The following is a 20,152-nucleotide window of genomic DNA, read 5'->3' as shown; positions in this document are numbered from 1 at the left end:
TACCCCACTATAATAATAAGGAGTCATGATGAGTGTATTAATCGCCCTGGCAGCGCTGGGCTTGCTGATGCTGGCAGCCTATCGCGGATACAGCGTTATCCTGTTTGCCCCCATCGCGGCATTAGGTGCTGTTCTGCTTACGGAACCGAGCGCCGTCGGCCCCGCCTTCACCGGTCTGTTTATGGAAAAAATGGTCGGTTTTGTAAAGCTTTACTTCCCGGTGTTCCTGCTGGGAGCGGTGTTTGGCAAGTTAATCGAGTTATCCGGTTTTTCCCGTTCAATCGTTGCTGCTGCCATCAACATTCTCGGACGTCGTCACGCCATTCCGGTGATTGTGCTGGTATGTGCTCTCCTGACCTACGGCGGTGTGTCGCTGTTCGTAGTGGCCTTTGCGGTGTATCCGTTCGCGGCTGAACTGTTCCGTCAAAGTAATATTCCGAAGCGCCTGATCCCGGCAACCGTGGCGCTGGGGGCATTCTCTTTCACGATGGATGCCCTGCCAGGGACGCCGCAGATCCAGAACATCATTCCAACCAGCTTCTTTGGGACTAACGCCTGGGCCGCGCCGTGGCTGGGGCTGATTGGCTCGCTCTTTATTATCTTTGTTGGCCTGATGTACCTCGAGCGCCAGCGTCGGAAAGCGCAGGCTAAAAATGAAGGCTATGGCACTGAGCTGTTAAACGAGCCGGAGACGCCGGATAACATTAACCTGCCAAACCCGATTATTGCTATTTCTCCGCTGATCCTGGTCGGTGTGTTTAACCTGCTGTTTACCCGCTGGATCCCGCAGTGGTATGGCGCAACGCATCAATTGGAACTCCCGGGGCTTGCCAAACCTATTACCACTGAAGTGGGGAAAATTACGGCTATTTGGGCGGTAGAAGCGGCATTGATATCGGGGATCCTGCTGGTGGTGGTGTTCGGCTATCGCAACATCAAAGGTCGCCTGGCGGAAGGCAGCCGAACGGCGGTTGGCGGCGCTATCCTGGCCGCGATGAATACCGCATCAGAATACGGTTTTGGCGCGGTTATCGCCGCCCTGCCGGGGTTTCTGGTGTTGTCAAAAGCGCTGGCTGCCATTCCCGATCCGTTGCTCAATGAAGCGATCAGCATTACCACGCTTGCCGGGATCACCGGCTCGGCATCCGGCGGGATGAGTATTGCGCTCGCGGCGATGTCTGATACGTTCATTGCTGCTGCCCATGCCGCCAATATTCCACTTGAAGTCTTCCACCGCGTCGCATCGATGGCAAGCGGCGGCATGGACACTCTGCCACATAACGGCGCGGTCATTACCCTGCTGGCGATTACCGGCCTCAGCCATCGTCAGGCGTACGGCGGGATTTTTGCCATCACCGTAATCAAAAGCCTGGCCGTGCTGTTTGTAATCGGCGTTTTCTACACCACCGGAATTGTTTAAGGAGAATCATCATGAACTTAACGGGAAAAGTTGCCCTGGTTACCGGCTCGACCAGCGGTATCGGATTAGGCATCGCGCAGGTACTGGCGCAGGCGGGCGCGACGCTGATCCTTAACGGATTTGGTGATGTCGATGCCGCCAAAGATGCCGTTGCGCAATATGGCAAAACGCCAGGCTATCATGGTGCGGACTTAAGCGATGAAGCGCAAATTGCCGACATGATGCGTTATGCCGAAAGCGAATTCGGTGGTGTGGATATTCTGGTCAACAATGCCGGGATCCAGCACGTTTCACCGGTAGAGACTTTTCCGGTTGATAAGTGGAACGCGATTATCGCCATTAACCTCTCTTCTGTTTTTCATACCACGCGCCTGGCGCTTCCCGGCATGCGTACGCGTAACTGGGGACGCATCATCAATATCGCCTCTGTTCATGGTCTGGTGGCCTCAAAAGACAAATCTGCTTATGTGGCAGCGAAGCATGGCGTGGTGGGTTTAACCAAAACCATTGCGCTTGAAACCGCGCAGACGGGAATCACCTGCAATGCACTGTGTCCCGGCTGGGTGTTGACCCCGTTGGTCCAACAGCAGATCGACAAACGTATTGCTGATGGTGCAGAGCCCGCTGCGGCGCGTGACGCTCTGCTGGCGGAAAAGCAGCCGTCACGCGAATTTGTCACGCCGGAACAGTTGGGTGAGCTGGCGCTATTTCTGTGCTCAGACGGCGCAGCGCAGGTGCGCGGCGTAGCGTGGAATATGGATGGCGGCTGGGTGGCGCAGTAATACCCTCGGGTGCCGGATAAGACGTGGTCACATCCGGCACGCCATTACTAAGATTTCAATTGATAATCCAGCGTAATTTCCGCTTTCAGAACCTGCGACACCGGGCATCCGGCTTTCGCTTTCTGAATAATGCCGTCAAACGTAGCGGCGTCTATCCCCGGAACGCTCACCTGGCTGTGTAACGCCACTTTGGTGATAGCAAAACCGGCATCCACCTTATCCAGAGAAACATCGGCAGTCGTATCAATGGCATCTGGCGTAAAACCTGCTTCGCCCAGCATCAACGACAGTGCCATCGAGAAGCAGGCAGCATGTGCTGCGCCAATCAACTCTTCAGGGTTAGTGCCTTTGACGCCTTCAAAACGTGTATTAAATCCATACGGTTGCTGGTTAAGTACGCCACTTTCGGTCGACACGGTCCCTTTACCGCGTTTAATGTCGCCTTCCCAGTGGGCCTGACCTTTCTTATGGATAGTCATTACCGCTCTCCTGTGTTGTCATCGGAGTAACAAGTATAGGCCTCATGGGAAAATGCATGACCATAATGGAAAGTTCTGCATTTCCTGCTTAAGCATTGACCTTTCAGATAAAATGACCGACCATCCAGAGAGCCGTTAGTTTACTCATCGGCTTTTTGTCAGGTTGTATTTCGTCCGTTCTTACGCGGGCTCGCCCTTGAAACCAGTAACAGGATTAAGGAGTTAGAATGAAATCGAACCGTCAGGCCCGTCATATTCTTGGACTGGACCACAAAATCTCCAATCAACGTAAAGTCGTGACCGAAGGCGACAAATCCAGCGTGGTCAACAATCCTACCGGAAGAAAACGCCGCGCTGACAGCAAATAGTTTCCCGCACGACATACTGATTAACGAGATAAACACCATTGCAACCGCAGTGGTGTTTTTGCTTATAAAACCCCTTAACCCATTCACAATGCTTTATACTTCGCCCGTTTCCCTGGCGGACAGGCCCTATACGATCATAAAGAGTGCCAGGGACGGTTATTCAAAAAAGAGTGAGTGACATGGAAAACGAAACTAAAAAACTGCGTTCCCTTTACATCCCTTACGCTGGCCCGGTACTGCTGGAATTCCCTTTACTGAATAAAGGGAGCGCTTTCAGTGTGGAAGAACGCCGTAACTTCAACCTGCTGGGGTTACTGCCGGAAGTGGTCGAGACGATTGAAGAACAGGCTGAACGTGCCTGGATCCAATATCAGGGATTCAAAACCGAAATCGATAAACATATTTACCTGCGCAACATCCAGGATACCAACGAAACCCTGTTCTATCGACTGGTGCATAATCATCTTGATGAGATGATGCCGGTTATCTACACCCCAACGGTAGGCGCGGCCTGTGAGCGTTTCTCTGAGATCTATCGTCGCGCCCGCGGCGTGTTTATCTCGTATCAGAACCGTCACAACATGGACGATATTCTGCAAAACGTCCCGAACCACAATATCAAAGTCATCGTTGTCACCGACGGTGAACGCATCCTTGGTCTTGGCGATCAGGGGATCGGCGGGATGGGTATTCCAATCGGTAAGCTGTCGCTGTATACCGCGTGTGGCGGGATTAGTCCGGCTTACACCCTGCCGGTGGTACTTGACGTCGGGACCAACAACCAGCAATTGCTGAACGATCCGCTGTACATGGGGTGGCGTAATCCGCGCATTACTGATGATGAATACTACGAATTTGTTGATGAATTCATCCAGGCCGTGAAGCATCGCTGGCCTGACGTGCTGTTGCAGTTTGAAGATTTCGCGCAGAAAAACGCCATGCCGCTCCTGACCCGTTATCGCGATGAAATTTGCTCATTCAACGACGATATTCAGGGCACCGCAGCGGTTACCGTCGGTACGCTGATTGCGGCCAGCCGTGCAGCCGGCAGCCAGTTGAGCGAGCAGAACATTGTTTTCCTTGGGGCGGGTTCCGCCGGTTGCGGGATTGCCGAGCAGATCATCGCGCAAATCCAGCGTGAAGGTTTAAGCGAAGAAGCCGCGCGTCAACGCGTGTTCATGGTCGATCGCTTCGGCCTGTTAACCGATAAAATGCCCAACCTGCTCTCTTTCCAGACCAAACTGGTGCAAAAACGCGAAAATCTTCAGCACTGGGATACACAAGAAGATGTGCTGTCGTTGCTTGACGTGGTCCGCAACGTTAAACCTGACATCCTGATCGGGGTTTCCGGACAGGTTGGCCTGTTTACTGAAGAGATCATTCGCGAAATGCACAAGCATTGTCCGCGTCCGATCGTTATGCCGCTGTCTAACCCGACCTCGCGCGTTGAAGCCACGCCACAGGATATTATCGCCTGGACCGAAGGTAACGCGCTGGTTGCCACCGGCAGCCCGTTCGCCCCGGTCGCATGGAAAGATAAAATCTACCCGATTGCCCAGTGTAATAACGCGTACATCTTCCCGGGTATCGGCCTTGGCGTGATAGCCTCTGGCGCCAAACGCATCACCGATGAAATGCTGATGTCGGCCAGCGAAACGCTGGCGCAGTACTCACCGCTGGTGCTGAACGGTGAAGGACTGGTGTTACCGGAACTGAAAGATATTCAGACGGTTTCTCGTGCCATTGCCTTTGCCGTCGGTAAAATGGCCCAGCAGCAAGGCGTGGCGGTGAAAACCTCCGCTGAAGCGCTGCAACAGGCAATCGACGAGAATTTCTGGCAGGCGGAATATCGCGACTACCGTCGTACTTCTATTTGACGGTTTGCCCGGCGGTGCTCTACCGCCGGGTGTTCAACACTTGCGTAATCCAGTAGCTTGCGTTTACACTTTCACCATCGATTAACATTCGGAAATATAAAAGGAGGATACTTATGCTGTACTGTGAACGTTTCATCGTTTCACATGCTTTTGGCGATCGCCAGTGCTCAAGCGTTATCGGTATCGTGCTGCGATAACTTCTGCTTGAGCGAAGCTAACATCTAAATCCCCTTCTCTCGGGCTTACCGGGTTATCGTCAGCGATGTTTGACGAGGCGTTTTTACGCCTGTAACTCTTGAGTAAGCAACAATGAGCACATTACTAACCGCACAATCCTTACACGTTGATACGGCATTCGGCACCCTGTTCGACGATCTCTCATTTACCCTCAAAAAAGGCGACCGCATTGGGCTAATCGGCTACAACGGCTGCGGAAAAAGCACGCTGTTAAAACTGCTTGATGGCACCATCGCCCCCACCAGTGGAACCATTGCGCAGGCGAATCACTGCCACCTCGCCCGTGTGGAGCAGCACTTGCCGGACGATATACTGCCTCTTACGCTGCAGGAAGCCGTTCTCGCTCAACTTCCTGAGCATGAGCGTGCGGCTCAACAATGGCGGGTTGAAGCGTTGCTTGCCGAAATGGGCTTTACGCCGGAAAATTTGCATCTCACTGCGCAAACTCTGAGCGGTGGACAGCACACACGCCTGCTGCTGGCGCGTGCGCTAATGCGAAACCCTGACCTGATGCTACTGGACGAACCTGGCAACCACCTGGATTTGCCGACATTGCTATGGCTGGAGCAGTTCTTACAGAACTGGTCTGGCAGTTTCGTGGTGGTGTCCCATGATCCACAACTGCTTGATGCCGTCACGCAGGGAACATGGATCCTGCGCGATCGCACACTGCACGCTTTTGATCTTGCCTGCAGCGCCGCTCGTCAGGCTCTAGTTGAGAGAGATGCCAGCGATGCACTGCGCTATAAGGCGGAACAAAAGGAGATTGATCGCGTTACCGCCAGTGCCAAACGACTGGCAACCTGGGGGCGTGTCTATGACAACGAAGATTTGTCCCGCAAAGCAAAGCAGATGGAAAAGCAGGTGCAGCGCCTGAAGGATGTTCAGACGGAAGTGACCGCAGGAAGTCAGTGGACACTAACATTGCAGGGTGATGCCCTGCGTGCAGATCGTTTGCTGGAGATGACCAATCTGTCTGTAGCCCCTGCTCCCGACGCAGATACACTGTTTTCCATTGCCGGTATCCGGTTAAAAAGCGGCGATCGCGTGGCGATTGTCGGGCGTAACGGTTGCGGGAAATCATCGCTGCTACGGCTTATCTGGCAGCAATATCAGTCGCAAATGGCATTGTGCTCACTGATGTTGCACTCTCGCGTCACACTGGGGTATTACGATCAGACGCTACACCAGCTCACAGATGACGACACGTTGTTTGATGCGCTCGAACCGTTTGCTCCGCAGCCTGATGTTCGCAAGATGGCGCTGATTAGCGCGGGCTTCCCGTGGATTCGTCATGGGCAGAGGGTCAGTACATTAAGCGGCGGAGAGCGCTCCCGGCTGCTGTTTGTGGGGCTTACGCTTGCGCGCTACAGCCTGCTGATGCTCGATGAACCAACCAACCATCTGGATATGGAAGGTAAAGAAGCGCTGGCGCAGACGCTACAAAGTTTCAGCGGCGGCGTGCTGCTGGTCAGCCATGACCGTCAGCTTATCAGCCAAAGCTGTAATAGGTTCTGGTTTATCGATAATGGCGAACTTAGCGAATGGCACGATCTGGACGCGATCAACGATCGTATTCGGGAAACGTCTGAGGAGATGAGCGTTCCCAAAACGGTGGTCGAAGCGAGGGCCGAAATACGCGGTGACAGCGATGAATTGCTGGAACAACTCCTCGAGCTGGAGCAACGTCTGGCCGACGATCTCGCCCGCAAGCCGAAACATCAAAAGCCGCTGTTGCAGGCGCAATGGCGTAAAGAGATTGAGCGCCTGAACTCACAACTGGAGTAATCTCTATGCCGGATGGCGCAAGCCTATCCGGCCTACATTAGCAAAATGCGCGTGTAGGCCTGCCATCCGGCAATTCTTGCATGGCGCTTTCCAGATATGCCCCTTCTCCCTTTCTCTTTCTGCGCATTCGCCGCACAATTTTGAATAGCGCAATCCTGGTGTTGCGCTTAAAGGAACATTAATGGTAGTGTTCCTCTTGAAGGAACAAGGATGATACGGATGATCATGAACTTCAGACACAAGGGATTGCGCGATTTGTTTCTTCATGGACGAACATCAGGCGTTATGGCAAAACATGTCCGACGATTACGACATAGACTTGCCGTTATTGATGCAGCAAACAAGGTTACAGATATCAATATGCCCGGTTATCAGCTACATCCTTTGGTGGGCGAGCGTGACGGCAGATGGGCAATTTCTGTTTCAGGTAACTGGCGTATTACGTTTGAATTCGTCAATGGCGACGCGTACATACTGGACTACGAGGACTATCATTGATGAAGATGGCAAATCATCCCCGTCCTGGGGATATCATTCAGGAAGCGCTGGACGAACTCACTGTCAGCCTGCGCGAGTTTGCCAGAGCGATGGAGATTGCACCTTCAACGGCAAGTCGGCTATTAACCGGGAAAGCGGCACTAACGCCTGAGATGGCGATTAAACTCTCCGTGGTGATTGGCAGTTCACCCGAAATGTGGTTAAACCTGCAAAATGCCTGGAGCCTGGCAGAGGCCAAAAAAAACGTGGATATTTCACGCCTGCGTAAGCTGGCAGCGCAGTGATAAAAGTGAATGCCGGATACGCTAACGCCATCCGGCATTTCATTTACTGTTTCGGCTGTTTTTCTTTCCAGGCATCCCAGGCCTGTTTGATCTCTTGCTTTGCCGTAGCTGCGTCGTTGAAACCGTTTAATTCGACCTTCTTACGCCCTTCGGGCAACTCTTTGTACACGCGGAAAAACGACTCCAGTCGTTGCACTTCGATCTTTGGCAAATCGCTCAACTCTTTGATGTCGTCATAGGTGGGGTCAATTTTGCTGGCCGGCACGGCGACAATTTTATCGTCCTTTTCCCCGCCATCAATCATCTTCAGCACGCCAATCGCGCGCAACTTGATCAGCGTTCCCGGGGCCAGCGGTGCCCGGGTATAGAAAATCACATCCAGCGGGTCACCGTCACCTGCCAGGGACTGGGTCAATGAGCCATAGTTTGCCGGATAGGCAACCGGCATCGACTGGAAACGATCGGCAATGATAAAGCCGGTTTTGGCGTCGGTTTCATATTTTATGATCCCGCCTGCCGGGATTTCAGTCACGGCATAAAACTCTTCCGGGTTATTCTCCGGTTGCGGAAATTCGAGGATATTCTGCGCCTGAGCGGACGCACAGAGAAACACGCTGACTGCGAGTAGTTTTTTCACCAGATGCATTGTCTTTTAACTCTTCTCTTATTGGAAAGACAACACCTTACGTTTACCAAATGACAGAAACATGACGTTTTTTTGGCAAAAAAATGGCGCTACATCCGCAGCGCCATTGTTGTCAGAAAGCGTCAGGTTTACTTAACCCCTTCTTCACTCTCTTTCTTTGCTTCCAGCTTTTCAACATCGCGATACCAGCGCGGGTGATGCTTCTTCGCCCAGCGACGGCTCACTTTCCCTTCAACCATGCCTTTAATTGATCCTTTCACCCAAAATGCCATATACATATGAATGAGGATAGCGTGCATCAGAATAATGCCCGCCGCAGCGTGGATCAGCAGGCTGTAACGCACTACCTGCATCGGGAAATACTGCGCAAAGTATGGACGCCAGATAATAACGCCCGTGACCAGCAGCACAAAAATCATGCTCATGATCGACCAGAACATCATTTTCTGTCCGGCGTTGTATTTGCCCACATCCGCCACTTTGTGTTCATTGCCCTTCAGCACTTCCACAATGTTTTTCAGCCACGGGATGTCTTTCTTATCCGGGATGTTGTGGTGCACAAAGCGCACAAACATGAACATCAGCGCAACGAAGATCAGCAAACCAAAGAAGGGGTGCAGAATACGCCCCATCTGCGGCGTACCGAAGGTTTGCGTCAGCCATTGCAGAGTCGGGAAGAAGAACGAAATCCCCGACAGCGCCACCAGGAAAAAGCAGATCACCACCGTCCAGTGACAGGCGCGATCGATAAATTTCGTGCGCACAATCATTTTCGACTTACTCATGATGATCCTCCTCGTCGTCGTCCACTTCCTTATTCGGGCCGATGCCAATGTAGTGGTAAATCAGCCCGGCGAAGGTAGCGATAAATCCGGCAGCAGCCAGCGGTTTCAGCGCCCCTTTCCACAGATTGATAGAGGTATCGATCTTAGGCTCTTTCGGCAGACCGTGATACAGCTCCGGCTGGTTGGCATGATGCAGAACGTACATGACGTGCGTGCCTCCCACACCTTCCGGGTTGTAGAGACCGGCATGTTCATAACCACGTGCTTTCAGTTTTGCCACACGCTGCTCGCCCATTTCCAGCATTTCCTGCTTGGTGCCGAAATGTATTGCCCCGGTCGGACAGGTCTTCACGCAGGCAGGTTCCTGCCCGACGCTGACGCGATCCACACACAGCGTACATTTATACACGCGGTTATCCTCTTTATTGAGGCGCGGAATATTAAATGGACACCCGGCAATACAGTACCCGCAACCAATGCAATGCTCTGACTGGAAATCAACAATCCCGTTCGCGTACTGGATGATTGCTCCGGCAGACGGGCATGCCTTCAGGCAGCCCGGATCTTCACAGTGCATACAGCCGTCTTTACGAATCAACCATTCCAGCTTGCCGTTCTGTTCGGTTTCGGTAAACCGCATCACCGTCCAGGACTTGGCGCTGAGATCTGCGGGGTTGTCATACACCCCGACGCAATGACCCACTTCATCGCGGATATCGTTCCACTCTGAGCAGGCCACCTGACAGGCTTTACAGCCTATACAGGTGGAAACGTCGATCAATTTTGCGACTTCGGCTTTGTAATCACGGGCCTGAGGTGGCGGCGTGATGGAGTTTGTTGCGGACCTTTTGATGATGTCCTGCGTTTCCATAGACATATATTCGCCCCCTTACGCCTTCTCGATGTTAACTAAAAACGCTTTGTATTCCGGCGTTTGCGAGTTTGCATCACCGACGTTCGGCGTCAGGGTGTTGGCAATAAATCCTTTACGCGCGACTCCTTCAAAGCCCCAGTGGATCGGGATCCCTACGGTTTCAACCTGCTGACCGTTGACGTTCAGGGTTTGCAGACGACGGGTGACCACCGCAACTGCGCGAATAAATCCACGCTTGCTGCTGACTTTCACGTAGTCGCCGTTGCCGATACCTTTTGCTGACGCCAGCGTTTCGCTGATTTCCACAAACTGCTCTGGCTGGGCAATCGCATTTAACAGTGCGTGTTTGGTCCAGGTGTGGAAATGCTCGGTCAGACGATAGGTGGTTCCGACGTATGGGAAGTCCTGCTTCGTCCCCATACGCAAGGCATCCGCTTCGTACAGACGCGCTGCGGGGTTGGAGATCACGTTCGGGTGCAGCGGGTTCGTACCCAGCGGCGTTTCCATCGGCTCGTAGTGTTCCGGGAACGGCCCTTCCGCCAGCTTATCGATAGCAAACAGACGCCCCAGCCCTTCCGGCTGCATGATAAACGGATTGGTGCCACTGCCCGGTGCGGCGTTGTTGAAGTCAGGGATATCGTTACCGGTCCACTTAGTACCGTTCCACTGGATCAACATCCGTTTCGGATCCCACGGTTTACCCTGCGGGTCTGCCGAAGCGCGGTTGTACAGTACTCGACGGTTCAGTGGCCATGCCCATGCCCAACCCAGCGTATTACCCAGACCTGATGGGTCAGCGTTATCGCGGTTAGCCATCTGGTTGCCCTGCTCGGTCCAGCTACCGGTATAAATCCAGCAGGAGGATGACGTTGTACCGTCGTCACGCAGGAGCGCAAAGCTGTTGAGCAACTGACCTTTTTTCGCCACCAGCACGCCATTCGCATCATAGAGATCTTCCAGCGCATAGCCGTTGTTCTCTTTGGCCACTTCCTCGGAATGCGGTTCGTCCGGCACCTTATAGTTCCAGCTCATTTTCAGCACAGGCTCTACAGCTTTACCGCCTTCGGTGCGATACATGTCGCGCAGACGATGGTAAATACCGGCCAGAATTTCGCCGTCATTACGCGCTTCACCTGGTGCATCCTGACCTTTCCAGTGCCACTGCAGCCAACGGCCAGAGTTAGCAATCGAGCCGTCTTCTTCTGCAAAGCAGGTGGATGGCAGACGGAAAACTTCAGTCTGAATCGACGCCGGATCGACATCGTTGGATTCGCCGTGGTTTTGCCAGAATGTGGACGTTTCTGTGACCAGCGGATCAATAACCACCAGATACTTCAGTTTGCTGAGGCTCTGTACTACTTTGTTTTTGTCCGGGAAGGACGCAACCGGGTTAAAGCCCTGACAGATGTAGCCGGTAACTTTCCCGCTATCCATCATGTTGAAATATTTGATGACGTCGTAGGACTGATCCCACTTCGGCAGCCATTCAAAGCCCCAGTCGTTTTCTTTCTGTGCCGCATCGCCGTAGAAAGATTTCATCAAACTGACGAAGAACTTCGGATAGTTGCCCCAGTAGTTCACCTGGGAGGCCAGCGTCGCTTTGGGTGTATTGGCGGCCAGATAGGTTTGCAGATCAGTCTGCTTTTCTGACGGCAGCGTCAGATAACCGGGCAGGCTGGTTGATAACAGACCCAAGTCGGTTAAGCCCTGAATGTTGGAGTGACCGCGTAATGCGTTTACGCCGCCACCGGCCATCCCCATATTACCGAGCAGCAACTGGATCATCGCCATGGTGCGGATGTTCTGCGCCCCAACGGTATGTTGTGTCCAGCCCAGCGCGTACAGGAAGGTCGTGGTACGATCTGCAGCACTGGTGGAGGCCAGAACTTCACACACTTTCAGGAAGTCGGCTTTCGGCGTACCGCAGATGTTTTCCACCACATCCGGCGTATAACGGGAAACGTGCTGTTTGAGCAGGTTCCACACGCAACGGGGATGGCTTAAGGTTTCATCGCGTTTTGCGTAGCCATTTTCATCGAACTGGTAGTTCCAGGACGACTTATCATATTGACGTTTTTTGGCGTCGTAACCGCTGAACAAACCGTCTTCAAAAGCAAAATCATCCCGCACCAGCAGGCTGGCGTTGGTGTAGTGCTTAACGTATTCAGCATTGATTTTGTTATTTTCAATCAGATACAGCAATACGCCGGAAAGGAACGTAATGTCCGTGCCGGAGCGAATCGGCGCATAGATATCCGCCACCGACGCTGTACGTGTAAAACGGGGATCGACAACAATCAGCGTAGCATCATTGTTGTTTTTAGCTTCCATCGCCCAGCGGAATCCCACCGGATGTGCTTCAGCGGCGTTACCACCCATCACCATTACGACGTTAGCGTTTTTGATATCAACCCAGTGGTTGGTCATCGCACCGCGACCAAATGTTGGAGCAAGACTTGCTACCGTTGGTCCGTGTCAGACGCGTGCCTGGTTGTCTACCGCCAGCATGCCGAGTGAGCGCACGAATTTTTGCGTCAGCATGCCGGTTTCATTACTCGCCGCAGATGCACACAGCATCCCGGTTGAAAGCCAGCGGTTTACCGTCACGCCCTGCTCATTTTTCTCAATAAAGTTGGCGTCACGGTCTGCTTTCATCAGTTTTGCGATGCGGGAGAAAGCTTCATCCCAACTGATGCGTTGCCATTTGTCGGAACCGGGAGCGCGATATTCCGGGTAGCGTAAACGGCTTTCGCTGTGCACGTAATCCAGTAATCCTGCGCCCTTAGGACAAAGTGCCCCACGGCTCACCGGATGATCCGGATCCCCTTCGATATGATAAATCGACTCTTTGGCGTTTTTTGCTCCATCACCAAGGCTATACATTAATAGCCCGCAACCTACGGAACAGTATGTGCAGGTGTTTCGGATCTCTTTTGCGCGTAACAGTTTGTAGTTTCGCGCCTGAGCCAGTGCCATTTTGGGTGCAAAACCCAGTGCGGCCACTGTTGTTCCCGCCATACCGCCCGCGCAGATTTTAAAGAATTGTCTGCGGCTGACGTCCATTGCTTTCCTCTTTTTTACAGGGGTTCGTACAAGACATCTTTCACCTTGCGCCAGCGCGGCAGTCTGAAAGATGACATGTACAACTTCGCGACGAAACTAACAGCTATATCCATATTTTTTTTGCGTCAAATCAATAACGAAACGGTTCCGCTACTAAATAGTGCAGTTTGTGTAACCTGTGTACCCACAAGGGGTTAGCTAAAAGCTAATTAGTTAGCCCGTGCTGACGTAAAAGTGCTATAAATTTCAGCTTCATTTTTGCCAGGACGACGGACAGACAAACAGCATGACAAAACAAAAAGCAACGTTAATCGGGCTCATCGCCATTGTGCTGTGGAGCACGATGGTGGGGTTGATTCGTGGGGTAAGCGAAGGTCTCGGGCCAGCGGGCGGCGCAGCGATGATCTTCTCGCTAAGCGGCCTGCTGCTGATATTTACCGTCGGATTTCCAAATATTAGAAAAATACCTGTTCGTTATTTAATCGCCGGTAGCGTGCTTTTTGTCAGCTATGAAATTTGCCTGGCGTTGGCATTAGGTTATGCCGCTACCCGACACCAGGCAATAGAAGTAGGAATGGTCAATTATCTCTGGCCAAGTCTGACGATTTTGTTTGCTATATTATTTAATGGTCAAAAAACAAACTGGATGATTATTCCAGGATTAATTCTCGCATTGACCGGAGTCTGCTGGGTTTTAGGTGGCGAGAACGGTCTAAATCCAGGTGAAATTATCAGCAACATTGCCAGTAGCCCGCTGAGTTATTTTCTCGCATTCTTGGGCGCTTTTATCTGGGCAACGTATTGCACTGTCACTAATAAATTTGCGAAAGGGTTTAACGGTATCACCGTTTTTGTTTTACTGACGGCGGCAAGTTTGTGGGCCTACTATTTTATGACGCCACAACCAGAAATGGTTTTCAGCACACCGGTGACCATTAAGATGTTCACGGCTGCATTAACACTAGGATTTGCCTATGCGGCCTGGAATATCGGAATTTTACACGGAAATGTCACTGTCATGGCAGTAGGGTCTTATTTCACCCCAGTGCTTTCTTCTGCCCTGGCTGCTGTATTGCTCAGCGCCCCGCTGTCGTTCTCGTTCTGGCAAGGCGCACTGATGGTCTGTGCTGGCTCACTACTGTGCTGGCTGGCAACACGTCGGATATAGAAATCAGGCCGGGTTTCTGGCATAGAGATAGAACCCGGCTACACTCTGGTCAGTTAACGGATAATAATTGTACATTTCGCTTGTGTATTATGTTTTTATTTGTTTAATTAAATGTTAAGCAACTGGTAATTAATCAACAGCCGAAAATATTATATGTTTACCTATAACCCTCCGGTTGTATATATTTTACATAGGTTACTAACGATTAGTAAACCATAACCAGCACAATAGTCCCCGCCGAAAATATATCCCAACAAAAGGTCACATATTAATATTAATATAATCAGCTGTATTATGTAGATCTAGATCACACAAATTCAAATATTCCGCAATATTATGAAACTTATTATTGAACTAATACCACATCGTCATTTAAAAATAGTTCGTCATTGATGAACGGCCTCGTTTAGCAATGGTTTAGGAAACACATCAAGAAAAAATTATAAGGATTATTTAGAATGAAACTTAAATTAGTTGCAGTGGCAGTGACTACCCTGTTGGCAGCGGGTGCGGTAAACGCAGCTGAGATTTATAACAAAGACGGTAACAAACTGGATCTGTACGGTAAAGTTCACGCTCAGCATTACTTCTCTGACGATACCAGCAGCGATGGTGACAAAACTTACGCGCGTCTGGGCTTCAAAGGCGAAACTCAGATCAACGACCAACTGGTTGGTTTCGGCCAGTGGGAATATGAATTCAAAGGCAACCGTTCTGAAGATCAAGGTTCCGAAGCAGACAAAACCCGTCTGGCATTCGCTGGCCTGAAATTCGCTGAATACGGTTCTTTCGACTACGGTCGTAACTACGGCGTAGCCTACGACATCGGCGCATGGACTGACGTCCTGCCGGAATTCGGCGGTGATACCTGGACCCAGACTGATGTCTTCATGACTCAGCGTGCTACCGGCGTTGCAACTTACCGTAACACTGACTTCTTCGGTCTGGTTGAAGGTCTGAACTTTGCTGCTCAGTATCAGGGCAAAAACGACCGTAGCAGCGACGTTGAAGCGAACGGTGACGGTTTCGGTCTGTCTTCTACTTATGAATACGAAGGCTTCGGCATCGGTGCAACCTATGCGAAATCTGACCGTACTGATGACCAGATGCGTAATGGCAACAACGAATTCTACGCTTCCGGTAAAAACGCAGAAGTATGGGCTGCTGGCCTGAAATATGATGCGAACAACATCTACCTGGCAACTACCTACTCTGAAACCCGCAACATGACCACGTTCGGTAAAGTAGACGGTATTGCTAACAAAGCGCAGAACTTTGAAGTTGTTGCTCAGTACCAGTTCGACTTCGGTCTGCGTCCGTCCATCGCTTACCTGAAATCCAAAGGTAAAGATCTGGGTGTTTACGGCGACCAGGATCTGGTTGAATACGTTGATCTGGGTGCGACCTACTACTTCAACAAAAACATGTCTACCTTCGTTGATTACAAAATCAACCTGCTGGACGACAACAAATTCACTTCTGACGCACGTGTTAGCACTGACAACATCGTGGCAGTTGGTCTGAACTACCAGTTCTAATTTTGTTGTAAGTTGAATACAAAGCCAGTCCATCCAGGGCTGGCTTTTTCTCTTGATGTAGACTCGGTCATAAGGAGTATGCCGTGCAGACGTTCACTGGTCGTTGTCTTTGCGGACAGAGTCATTTTACCGTAAACGTCGAAATGCTTGATGTCTATGCCTGCCACTGCACGCTGTGCCAGAAATGGTCCGGTGGTGTCGCCATGTATCTGGAAGCCAGCGGTCATCCACTACTTTCCCCTGATTCAGCAGAACCTTCGCACTTTCCCTCATCAACGCGCGGAGAACGTTTCTTCTGTTCCGGCTGTGGATGCCCCTTGTGGTTTACGCTGACCGATAGCGACCGCTACTTTATTCCGTGGACATTGCTGGAGCTGAATGAGGTGGATCGCCGCCGTCTGATTCTGGCGGCTGAAATCTATACCGAAACACAGCCTGCGTTCTGGCGGTTGACGGGGCAATACGCTCGCCTGAGTGGAAAAGAAGTCGAAGCGATGGATTACCCCTGTCATTTAGCTCACTAGTTATTGATGGTTCACTTTTGCCAGGCTGAACCACATCCCTACCGCTAATACGATAAGCATGCTGCCAGCGCTGCTCAACGCCACGCTGTGCGACCAGGTAAATGCTTCTCTGGCAGCTGCAAGCAACGCGTCGCTAAGAGACGGCGAAAGAGAATGTGCTAATTGCACCGCTTCACCCATTGACGATGAAGCACGTTCCAGATCCTGCGCACTGAGGCCGGCAGGCGGTAGAATCGATGCGGAAAAACTACGGCTTAGCAAGAGACCAAAAATCGCGATCCCAAGACCGGCCCCCAATTCATAGGCCATGGTTTCGATAGCCCCCGCCGCAGCGGCTTTTTCAGCCGGGGCTGCCGCCATAATGGCCGCCGTTGAGGCCAGTAGCGCACTGGCGGCACTGAACCCCAGTAACGCCATTAATATCCAGGCCTGGATCTGCTGAGTGCTGAAATCCGTTATTGCCAGACCGTAGAAACTGACCGCACTCAACGCCATACCTGCCGTTGCCACGCAGCGCAATCCCAGCCGTGAAACCAACATACCGGCAATCGGGCCGCTGAAGCCACTCGCCAGCATGACGGGTAGCATAAACAGTCCCGCCTGATACGGCGTTAAACCGTGAACAAACTGTAATTCCTGGGCCATCAACAGCTCAAATCCCACCAGGGTGATCATCGCAGTCATCGCCATTACCACGCCGCTTAAGATAATGCGATGGGTGAACAACCGCATATCAATCATCGGACGTGAGGCCGCGAGCTGAATACGAACAAATTTCCACAGCAGCACTGCTCCTGTTAACAGCGTCAATACGATAACCCCGGTCGCCATATGCCCTTTTAGCGCCGTTTTAGCACTGTAAACCAGCAGTAAAATCGCCACGATCAACATAATCGCATGGCCAAAATTTAACGACTGATCGCGGCGTCCAGTCTGGCGCGGCACGTAACGTGCGGTCAATGTCATCACCACCAGAACAATGGGCACATTGATTAAGAACACTGAGCCCCAGTAGAAATGCTCCAGCAACATACCACCGACTAAGGGACCAAATGCTGCACCGCCTGAACCGACGGCAGCCCAAACACCGAGCGCCATATTACGATGACGTTGTTCGGCAAAGGTGGCGCGAATACCTGCCAGCGTCGCCGGAACGATCATCGCCGCACCAATAGCCAACACGGCCCGGGTTGCGATTAGCCAGCCGGCACTGTGAGCAAACGCGGCAGCCAGCGAAGCCAGACCAAATAGCCCCCCCCCCAGTATCAGCAAGCGCTTAAAACCGATGCGATCGCCCAACGCCCCCATCGGTAACACCATACCGGCCATTACCAGAGAATAGATATCAATGATCCACAGCAGCTCGTTACCACTGGCACCCAGCGTCATACTCAGCGTGGGCGCGGCAACGTGCAGCACCGTTGCATCAATCGCAACAGGGATGTAGACCAGCACAATAATCACTAACGTTAACCACTGACGAAACATAAAACTCCCTACAAAACTGAAACTGGACACATGTCCAGCTTTAGCGATCCTACGGAAAATTGAACGTATGTCCAACTTTTTGTTAAACTGGCAATAATGTGAATATAGGGAGGAAGCATGAGCTATATGAATCGGGATGAACGTCGGGAAGTGATCCTGCAGGCGGCAATGCGCGTGGCGCTTGAAGAAGGATTTTCCGCCATGACGGTTAGACGTATTGCCACAGAGGCTCAGGTAGCGACCGGGCAACTGCATCATCATTTTACGTCTGCCGGTGAGCTTAAATCCCAGGCCTTTGTCCGCCTGATTCGCACCCTTCTCGATGCCGAACTGGTCAGTGAAAACGCAACTTACCGTGAACGACTCCATGCCATGTTGGGAAGTGAAGACGGTGGGTTCGAACCCTATATAAAACTGTGGCGTGAAGCACAGGTTCTGGCGGATAAAGATCCGGAAATCAAAAGCGCTTACCTGCTGACCATGCGGATGTGGCACGAGGAAACCGCGAATATTATCACTCAGGGACAGAAGGCCGGTGAGTTTTCATCCACCCCAGATGCCGCCGATGTGGCCTGGCGTTTAATTGCGTTGGTATGCGGTCTGGATGGTATCTATGTATTAGGCATTGAGGAAATGGCCGATCCAGCGTTCGAGCGCCACCTGGATCGCATGATAACACTGGAGTTATTTATTTGATGTTATAAATGAATTAACAATACACCTTTTCAATTTACAATTAGTAACACTTAAGCAACGTGTTATTCCTCTGACGCGCCGCGTTATTGCGCTTTTTTATCTATTCTTTCAGTCAATATTCCCAAAACTTTTCAATAGTTTCTAAAAGAACTCGCGCGGCGCTGTATGCGTTTATTTCTTTTTCATGAACGGCATGTGCATGGAGAATAATATGTCAGCATCAAATGAGAAAAATAATCGTTATCTTTTAACTGACTGGAAACCGGAGAACCCCGCCTTTTGGGAAAATAAAGGTAAGCACATTGCCCGAAGAAACCTATGTATATCAGTGAGTTGTCTATTGCTGGCGTTCTGTGTCTGGATGTTGTTCAGTGCTGTGGCCGTCAATTTGAATAAAATTGGCTTTAATTTCACCACCGACCAACTGTTTTTATTAACCGCATTGCCTTCTCTTTCAGGCGCAATATTGCGAGTCCCCTACTCCTTTATGGTACCTATATTTGGTGGACGCCGTTGGACCATTTTTAGCACCATTATTCTGGTCATTCCCTGCCTTTGGCTCGGATTTGCCGTGCAAAATACCGCTACTCCGTTTGGCGTATTTATTATTATTGCGCTGATGTGTGGTTTTGCTGGCGCTAACTTTGCCTCCAGCATGGGTAATATCAGCTTTTTCTTCCCGAAAGCGAAGCAAGGCAGTGCGCTAGGTGTTAACGGCGGGCTCGGTAACCTTGGTGTCAGCGTGATGCAGTTAATCGCGCCGTTAGTCATTTTCCTGCCCCTATTTACCTTTTTAGGGGTACAAGGCGTGCCGCAGCCTGACGGTTCTTTACTGTCACTGGCAAACGCCGCATGGATTTGGGTTCCGCTGCTGCTGCTCTCAACGCTGGCTGCGGGCGTGGGAATGAATGACATCGCCAGTTCGAAGGCCTCAATCGCCTCTCAACTACCGGTCCTCAAACGCTTTCATCTGTGGCTGCTAAGCCTGCTGTATCTCGCCACCTTCGGTTCATTTATCGGTTTCTCGGCCGGCTTTGCCATGCTGGCGAAAACACAATTCCCTGACGTGAATATTCTGCAACTGGCGTTCTTCGGCCCGTTCATCGGCGCGCTTGCGCGTTCGGCTGGCGGCGTGATCTCTGACAAGTTTGGTGGTGTGCGTGTCACCTTAATTAACTTCATCTTTATGGCACTGTTCAGCGCCCTGCTGTTTCTCACTTTGCCCGGCTCGGGCGAAGGAAGCTTTATCGCGTTTTACCTGGTGTTTATGGGCTTGTTCCTGACCGCGGGTCTGGGCAGTGGTTCAACCTTCCAGATGATTGCGGTGATCTTTCGCAAAATAACTATTTACCGGGTGAAGCTGCACGGTGGTACTGAAGAACAGGCCCAGCGTGAGGCGGTAACCGATACCGCCGCCGCCCTGGGATTTATCTCCGCAATTGGCGCTGTCGGGGGCTTCTTTATCCCGAAAGCGTTTGGTTCATCGCTGGCGCTGACCGGATCTCCGGTAGGCGCCATGAAAATATTCCTTGTGTTCTACATCGTCTGCGTGCTGGTGACCTGGCTGGTTTACGGCCGTAAATCACAAAAAAAATAGTCATCTTTTGGCCTGTGCAGGCAACGTTATTCGAAGCAGG

18 protein-coding genes are annotated in these 20,152 nt (G+C 51.6%); 12 read left to right on the top strand and 6 right to left on the bottom strand.

All coding sequences use genetic code 11. The features are described from left to right. Positions 1-25: 25 nt before the first annotated feature. On the top strand, positions 26-1,420 hold the full coding sequence (locus SK32_RS05420) for a GntP family permease (protein WP_197081310.1): 1,395 nt from the start codon (positions 26-28) through the stop codon (positions 1,418-1,420). A gap of 11 nt (positions 1,421-1,431) precedes the next feature. Then, positions 1,432-2,202: a 3-hydroxybutyrate dehydrogenase gene (locus tag SK32_RS05415; protein ID WP_048211653.1), complete on the top strand. Its 771-nt coding sequence runs from the start codon at positions 1,432-1,434 to the stop codon at positions 2,200-2,202. 47 nt (positions 2,203-2,249) lie between these two features. On the opposite strand, the gene osmC is transcribed toward SK32_RS05415, so the two are convergent. Further along, the gene (gene osmC / locus SK32_RS05410; RefSeq protein WP_048211652.1) at positions 2,250-2,681 is read right to left on the bottom strand and encodes a peroxiredoxin OsmC; all 432 of its coding nucleotides are present in this window, start codon (positions 2,679-2,681) and stop codon (positions 2,250-2,252) included. A 227-nt stretch (positions 2,682-2,908) separates the two neighbouring features. Here osmC and sra point away from each other — a divergent pair, with 227 nt between their 5' ends. The 5 genes from sra to SK32_RS05385 all read left to right on the top strand — a co-directional run bounded on the left by sra (position 2,909) and on the right by SK32_RS05385 (position 7,733). Then, positions 2,909-3,049 carry a stationary-phase-induced ribosome-associated protein gene (gene sra / locus SK32_RS05405; RefSeq protein ID WP_005126806.1) on the top strand — a complete coding sequence of 47 codons (141 nt, stop codon included), beginning with the start codon at positions 2,909-2,911 and terminating at the stop codon, positions 3,047-3,049. A 179-nt stretch (positions 3,050-3,228) separates the two neighbouring features. Beyond that, on the top strand, positions 3,229-4,926 hold the full coding sequence (gene maeA / locus SK32_RS05400; protein WP_048211651.1) for a malate dehydrogenase: 1,698 nt from the start codon (positions 3,229-3,231) through the stop codon (positions 4,924-4,926). A gap of 309 nt (positions 4,927-5,235) precedes the next feature. Beyond that, the gene (locus tag SK32_RS05395; RefSeq protein ID WP_048211650.1) at positions 5,236-6,951 is read left to right on the top strand and encodes an ABC-F family ATP-binding cassette domain-containing protein; all 1,716 of its coding nucleotides are present in this window, start codon (positions 5,236-5,238) and stop codon (positions 6,949-6,951) included. A gap of 219 nt (positions 6,952-7,170) precedes the next feature. Beyond that, entirely contained in the window at positions 7,171-7,449 is a 279-nt protein-coding gene (locus tag SK32_RS05390; protein WP_048212587.1) for a type II toxin-antitoxin system RelE/ParE family toxin, read from the top strand. Beyond that, positions 7,449-7,733: a HigA family addiction module antitoxin gene (locus SK32_RS05385; protein ID WP_048211649.1), complete on the top strand. Its 285-nt coding sequence runs from the start codon at positions 7,449-7,451 to the stop codon at positions 7,731-7,733. The genes SK32_RS05390 and SK32_RS05385 overlap by 1 nt, the downstream gene beginning before the upstream one ends. Before the next feature lie 43 nt (positions 7,734-7,776). Here SK32_RS05385 and SK32_RS05380 read toward each other — a convergent pair whose 3' ends face one another. The 4 genes from SK32_RS05380 to fdnG form a co-directional block, all read right to left on the bottom strand. After that, a complete protein-coding gene (locus SK32_RS05380; RefSeq protein WP_048211648.1) occupies positions 7,777-8,379 on the bottom strand; it encodes an inorganic diphosphatase in 603 nt (200 codons plus the stop codon). Between the two features lie 128 nt (positions 8,380-8,507). Further along, the gene (gene fdnI / locus SK32_RS05375) at positions 8,508-9,164 is read right to left on the bottom strand and encodes a formate dehydrogenase-N subunit gamma (RefSeq protein WP_048211647.1); all 657 of its coding nucleotides are present in this window, start codon (positions 9,162-9,164) and stop codon (positions 8,508-8,510) included. Beyond that, positions 9,157-10,041, bottom strand: a complete 885-nt coding sequence (gene fdnH / locus SK32_RS05370; protein WP_048211646.1) for a formate dehydrogenase N subunit beta — start codon at positions 10,039-10,041, stop codon at positions 9,157-9,159. The genes fdnI and fdnH overlap by 8 nt, the downstream gene beginning before the upstream one ends. 12 nt (positions 10,042-10,053) lie before the next feature. Continuing rightward, complete coding sequence (gene fdnG, locus SK32_RS05365; RefSeq protein WP_086523676.1) at positions 10,054-13,101, bottom strand: formate dehydrogenase-N subunit alpha; 3,048 nt, start codon at positions 13,099-13,101, stop codon at positions 10,054-10,056. 286 nt (positions 13,102-13,387) lie between these two features. On the opposite strand from fdnG, the gene yddG reads away from it, so the two are divergent. From yddG to SK32_RS05345, 3 genes are all read left to right on the top strand, one after another. Beyond that, positions 13,388-14,269 (top strand): aromatic amino acid efflux DMT transporter YddG, encoded by an 882-nt coding sequence (gene yddG / locus SK32_RS05355; RefSeq protein ID WP_048211643.1) that lies wholly within the window; start codon positions 13,388-13,390, stop codon positions 14,267-14,269. Between the two features lie 458 nt (positions 14,270-14,727). Beyond that, entirely contained in the window at positions 14,728-15,807 is a 1,080-nt protein-coding gene (ompD, locus tag SK32_RS05350) for a porin OmpD (protein ID WP_048211642.1), read from the top strand. 143 nt (positions 15,808-15,950) lie between these two features. Continuing rightward, positions 15,951-16,331 (top strand): GFA family protein, encoded by a 381-nt coding sequence (locus tag SK32_RS05345; protein ID WP_086523677.1) that lies wholly within the window; start codon positions 15,951-15,953, stop codon positions 16,329-16,331. On the opposite strand, the gene SK32_RS05340 is transcribed toward SK32_RS05345, so the two are convergent. Next, complete coding sequence (locus SK32_RS05340; protein WP_048211641.1) at positions 16,332-17,819, bottom strand: MFS transporter; 1,488 nt, start codon at positions 17,817-17,819, stop codon at positions 16,332-16,334. A gap of 117 nt (positions 17,820-17,936) precedes the next feature. Here SK32_RS05340 and SK32_RS05335 point away from each other — a divergent pair, with 117 nt between their 5' ends. Together SK32_RS05335 and SK32_RS05330 are read left to right on the top strand one after the other, a co-directional pair. Further along, entirely contained in the window at positions 17,937-18,515 is a 579-nt protein-coding gene (locus SK32_RS05335) for a TetR family transcriptional regulator (RefSeq protein ID WP_048211640.1), read from the top strand. A gap of 211 nt (positions 18,516-18,726) precedes the next feature. Continuing rightward, a complete protein-coding gene (locus SK32_RS05330; protein WP_048211639.1) occupies positions 18,727-20,112 on the top strand; it encodes a NarK family nitrate/nitrite MFS transporter in 1,386 nt (461 codons plus the stop codon). Positions 20,113-20,152: the final 40 nt, after the last annotated feature.

Origin of the sequence: Citrobacter sp. MGH100, from assembly GCF_001034465.1 — a bacterium.
Classification (GTDB): Bacteria; Pseudomonadota; Gammaproteobacteria; order Enterobacterales; family Enterobacteriaceae; genus Citrobacter; species Citrobacter youngae.
This window is presented reverse-complemented; position numbering and strand designations above follow the sequence as displayed.

Excerpts from the sequence above, each read along its gene's own strand:
- SK32_RS05390 (WP_048212587.1), top strand. The coding sequence starts at position 7,171 with ATGATCATGAACTTCAGACACAAGGGATTGCGCGATTTGTTTCTTCAT.
- yddG (WP_048211643.1), top strand. The coding sequence starts at position 13,388 with ATGACAAAACAAAAAGCAACGTTAATCGGGCTCATCGCCATTGTGCTG.
- SK32_RS05385 (WP_048211649.1), top strand. The coding sequence starts at position 7,449 with ATGAAGATGGCAAATCATCCCCGTCCTGGGGATATCATTCAGGAAGCG.
- SK32_RS05420 (WP_197081310.1), top strand. The coding sequence starts at position 26 with ATGATGAGTGTATTAATCGCCCTGGCAGCGCTGGGCTTGCTGATGCTG.
- fdnI (WP_048211647.1), bottom strand. The coding sequence starts at position 9,164 with ATGAGTAAGTCGAAAATGATTGTGCGCACGAAATTTATCGATCGCGCC.
- SK32_RS05415 (WP_048211653.1), top strand. The coding sequence starts at position 1,432 with ATGAACTTAACGGGAAAAGTTGCCCTGGTTACCGGCTCGACCAGCGGT.
- SK32_RS05330 (WP_048211639.1), top strand. The coding sequence starts at position 18,727 with ATGTCAGCATCAAATGAGAAAAATAATCGTTATCTTTTAACTGACTGG.
- sra (WP_005126806.1), top strand. The coding sequence starts at position 2,909 with ATGAAATCGAACCGTCAGGCCCGTCATATTCTTGGACTGGACCACAAA.
- ompD (WP_048211642.1), top strand. The coding sequence starts at position 14,728 with ATGAAACTTAAATTAGTTGCAGTGGCAGTGACTACCCTGTTGGCAGCG.
- fdnH (WP_048211646.1), bottom strand. The coding sequence starts at position 10,041 with ATGTCTATGGAAACGCAGGACATCATCAAAAGGTCCGCAACAAACTCC.
- maeA (WP_048211651.1), top strand. The coding sequence starts at position 3,229 with ATGGAAAACGAAACTAAAAAACTGCGTTCCCTTTACATCCCTTACGCT.
- SK32_RS05340 (WP_048211641.1), bottom strand. The coding sequence starts at position 17,819 with ATGTTTCGTCAGTGGTTAACGTTAGTGATTATTGTGCTGGTCTACATC.
- osmC (WP_048211652.1), bottom strand. The coding sequence starts at position 2,681 with ATGACTATCCATAAGAAAGGTCAGGCCCACTGGGAAGGCGACATTAAA.
- SK32_RS05345 (WP_086523677.1), top strand. The coding sequence starts at position 15,951 with ATGCTTGATGTCTATGCCTGCCACTGCACGCTGTGCCAGAAATGGTCC.
- SK32_RS05380 (WP_048211648.1), bottom strand. The coding sequence starts at position 8,379 with ATGCATCTGGTGAAAAAACTACTCGCAGTCAGCGTGTTTCTCTGTGCG.
- SK32_RS05395 (WP_048211650.1), top strand. The coding sequence starts at position 5,236 with ATGAGCACATTACTAACCGCACAATCCTTACACGTTGATACGGCATTC.
- SK32_RS05335 (WP_048211640.1), top strand. The coding sequence starts at position 17,937 with ATGAGCTATATGAATCGGGATGAACGTCGGGAAGTGATCCTGCAGGCG.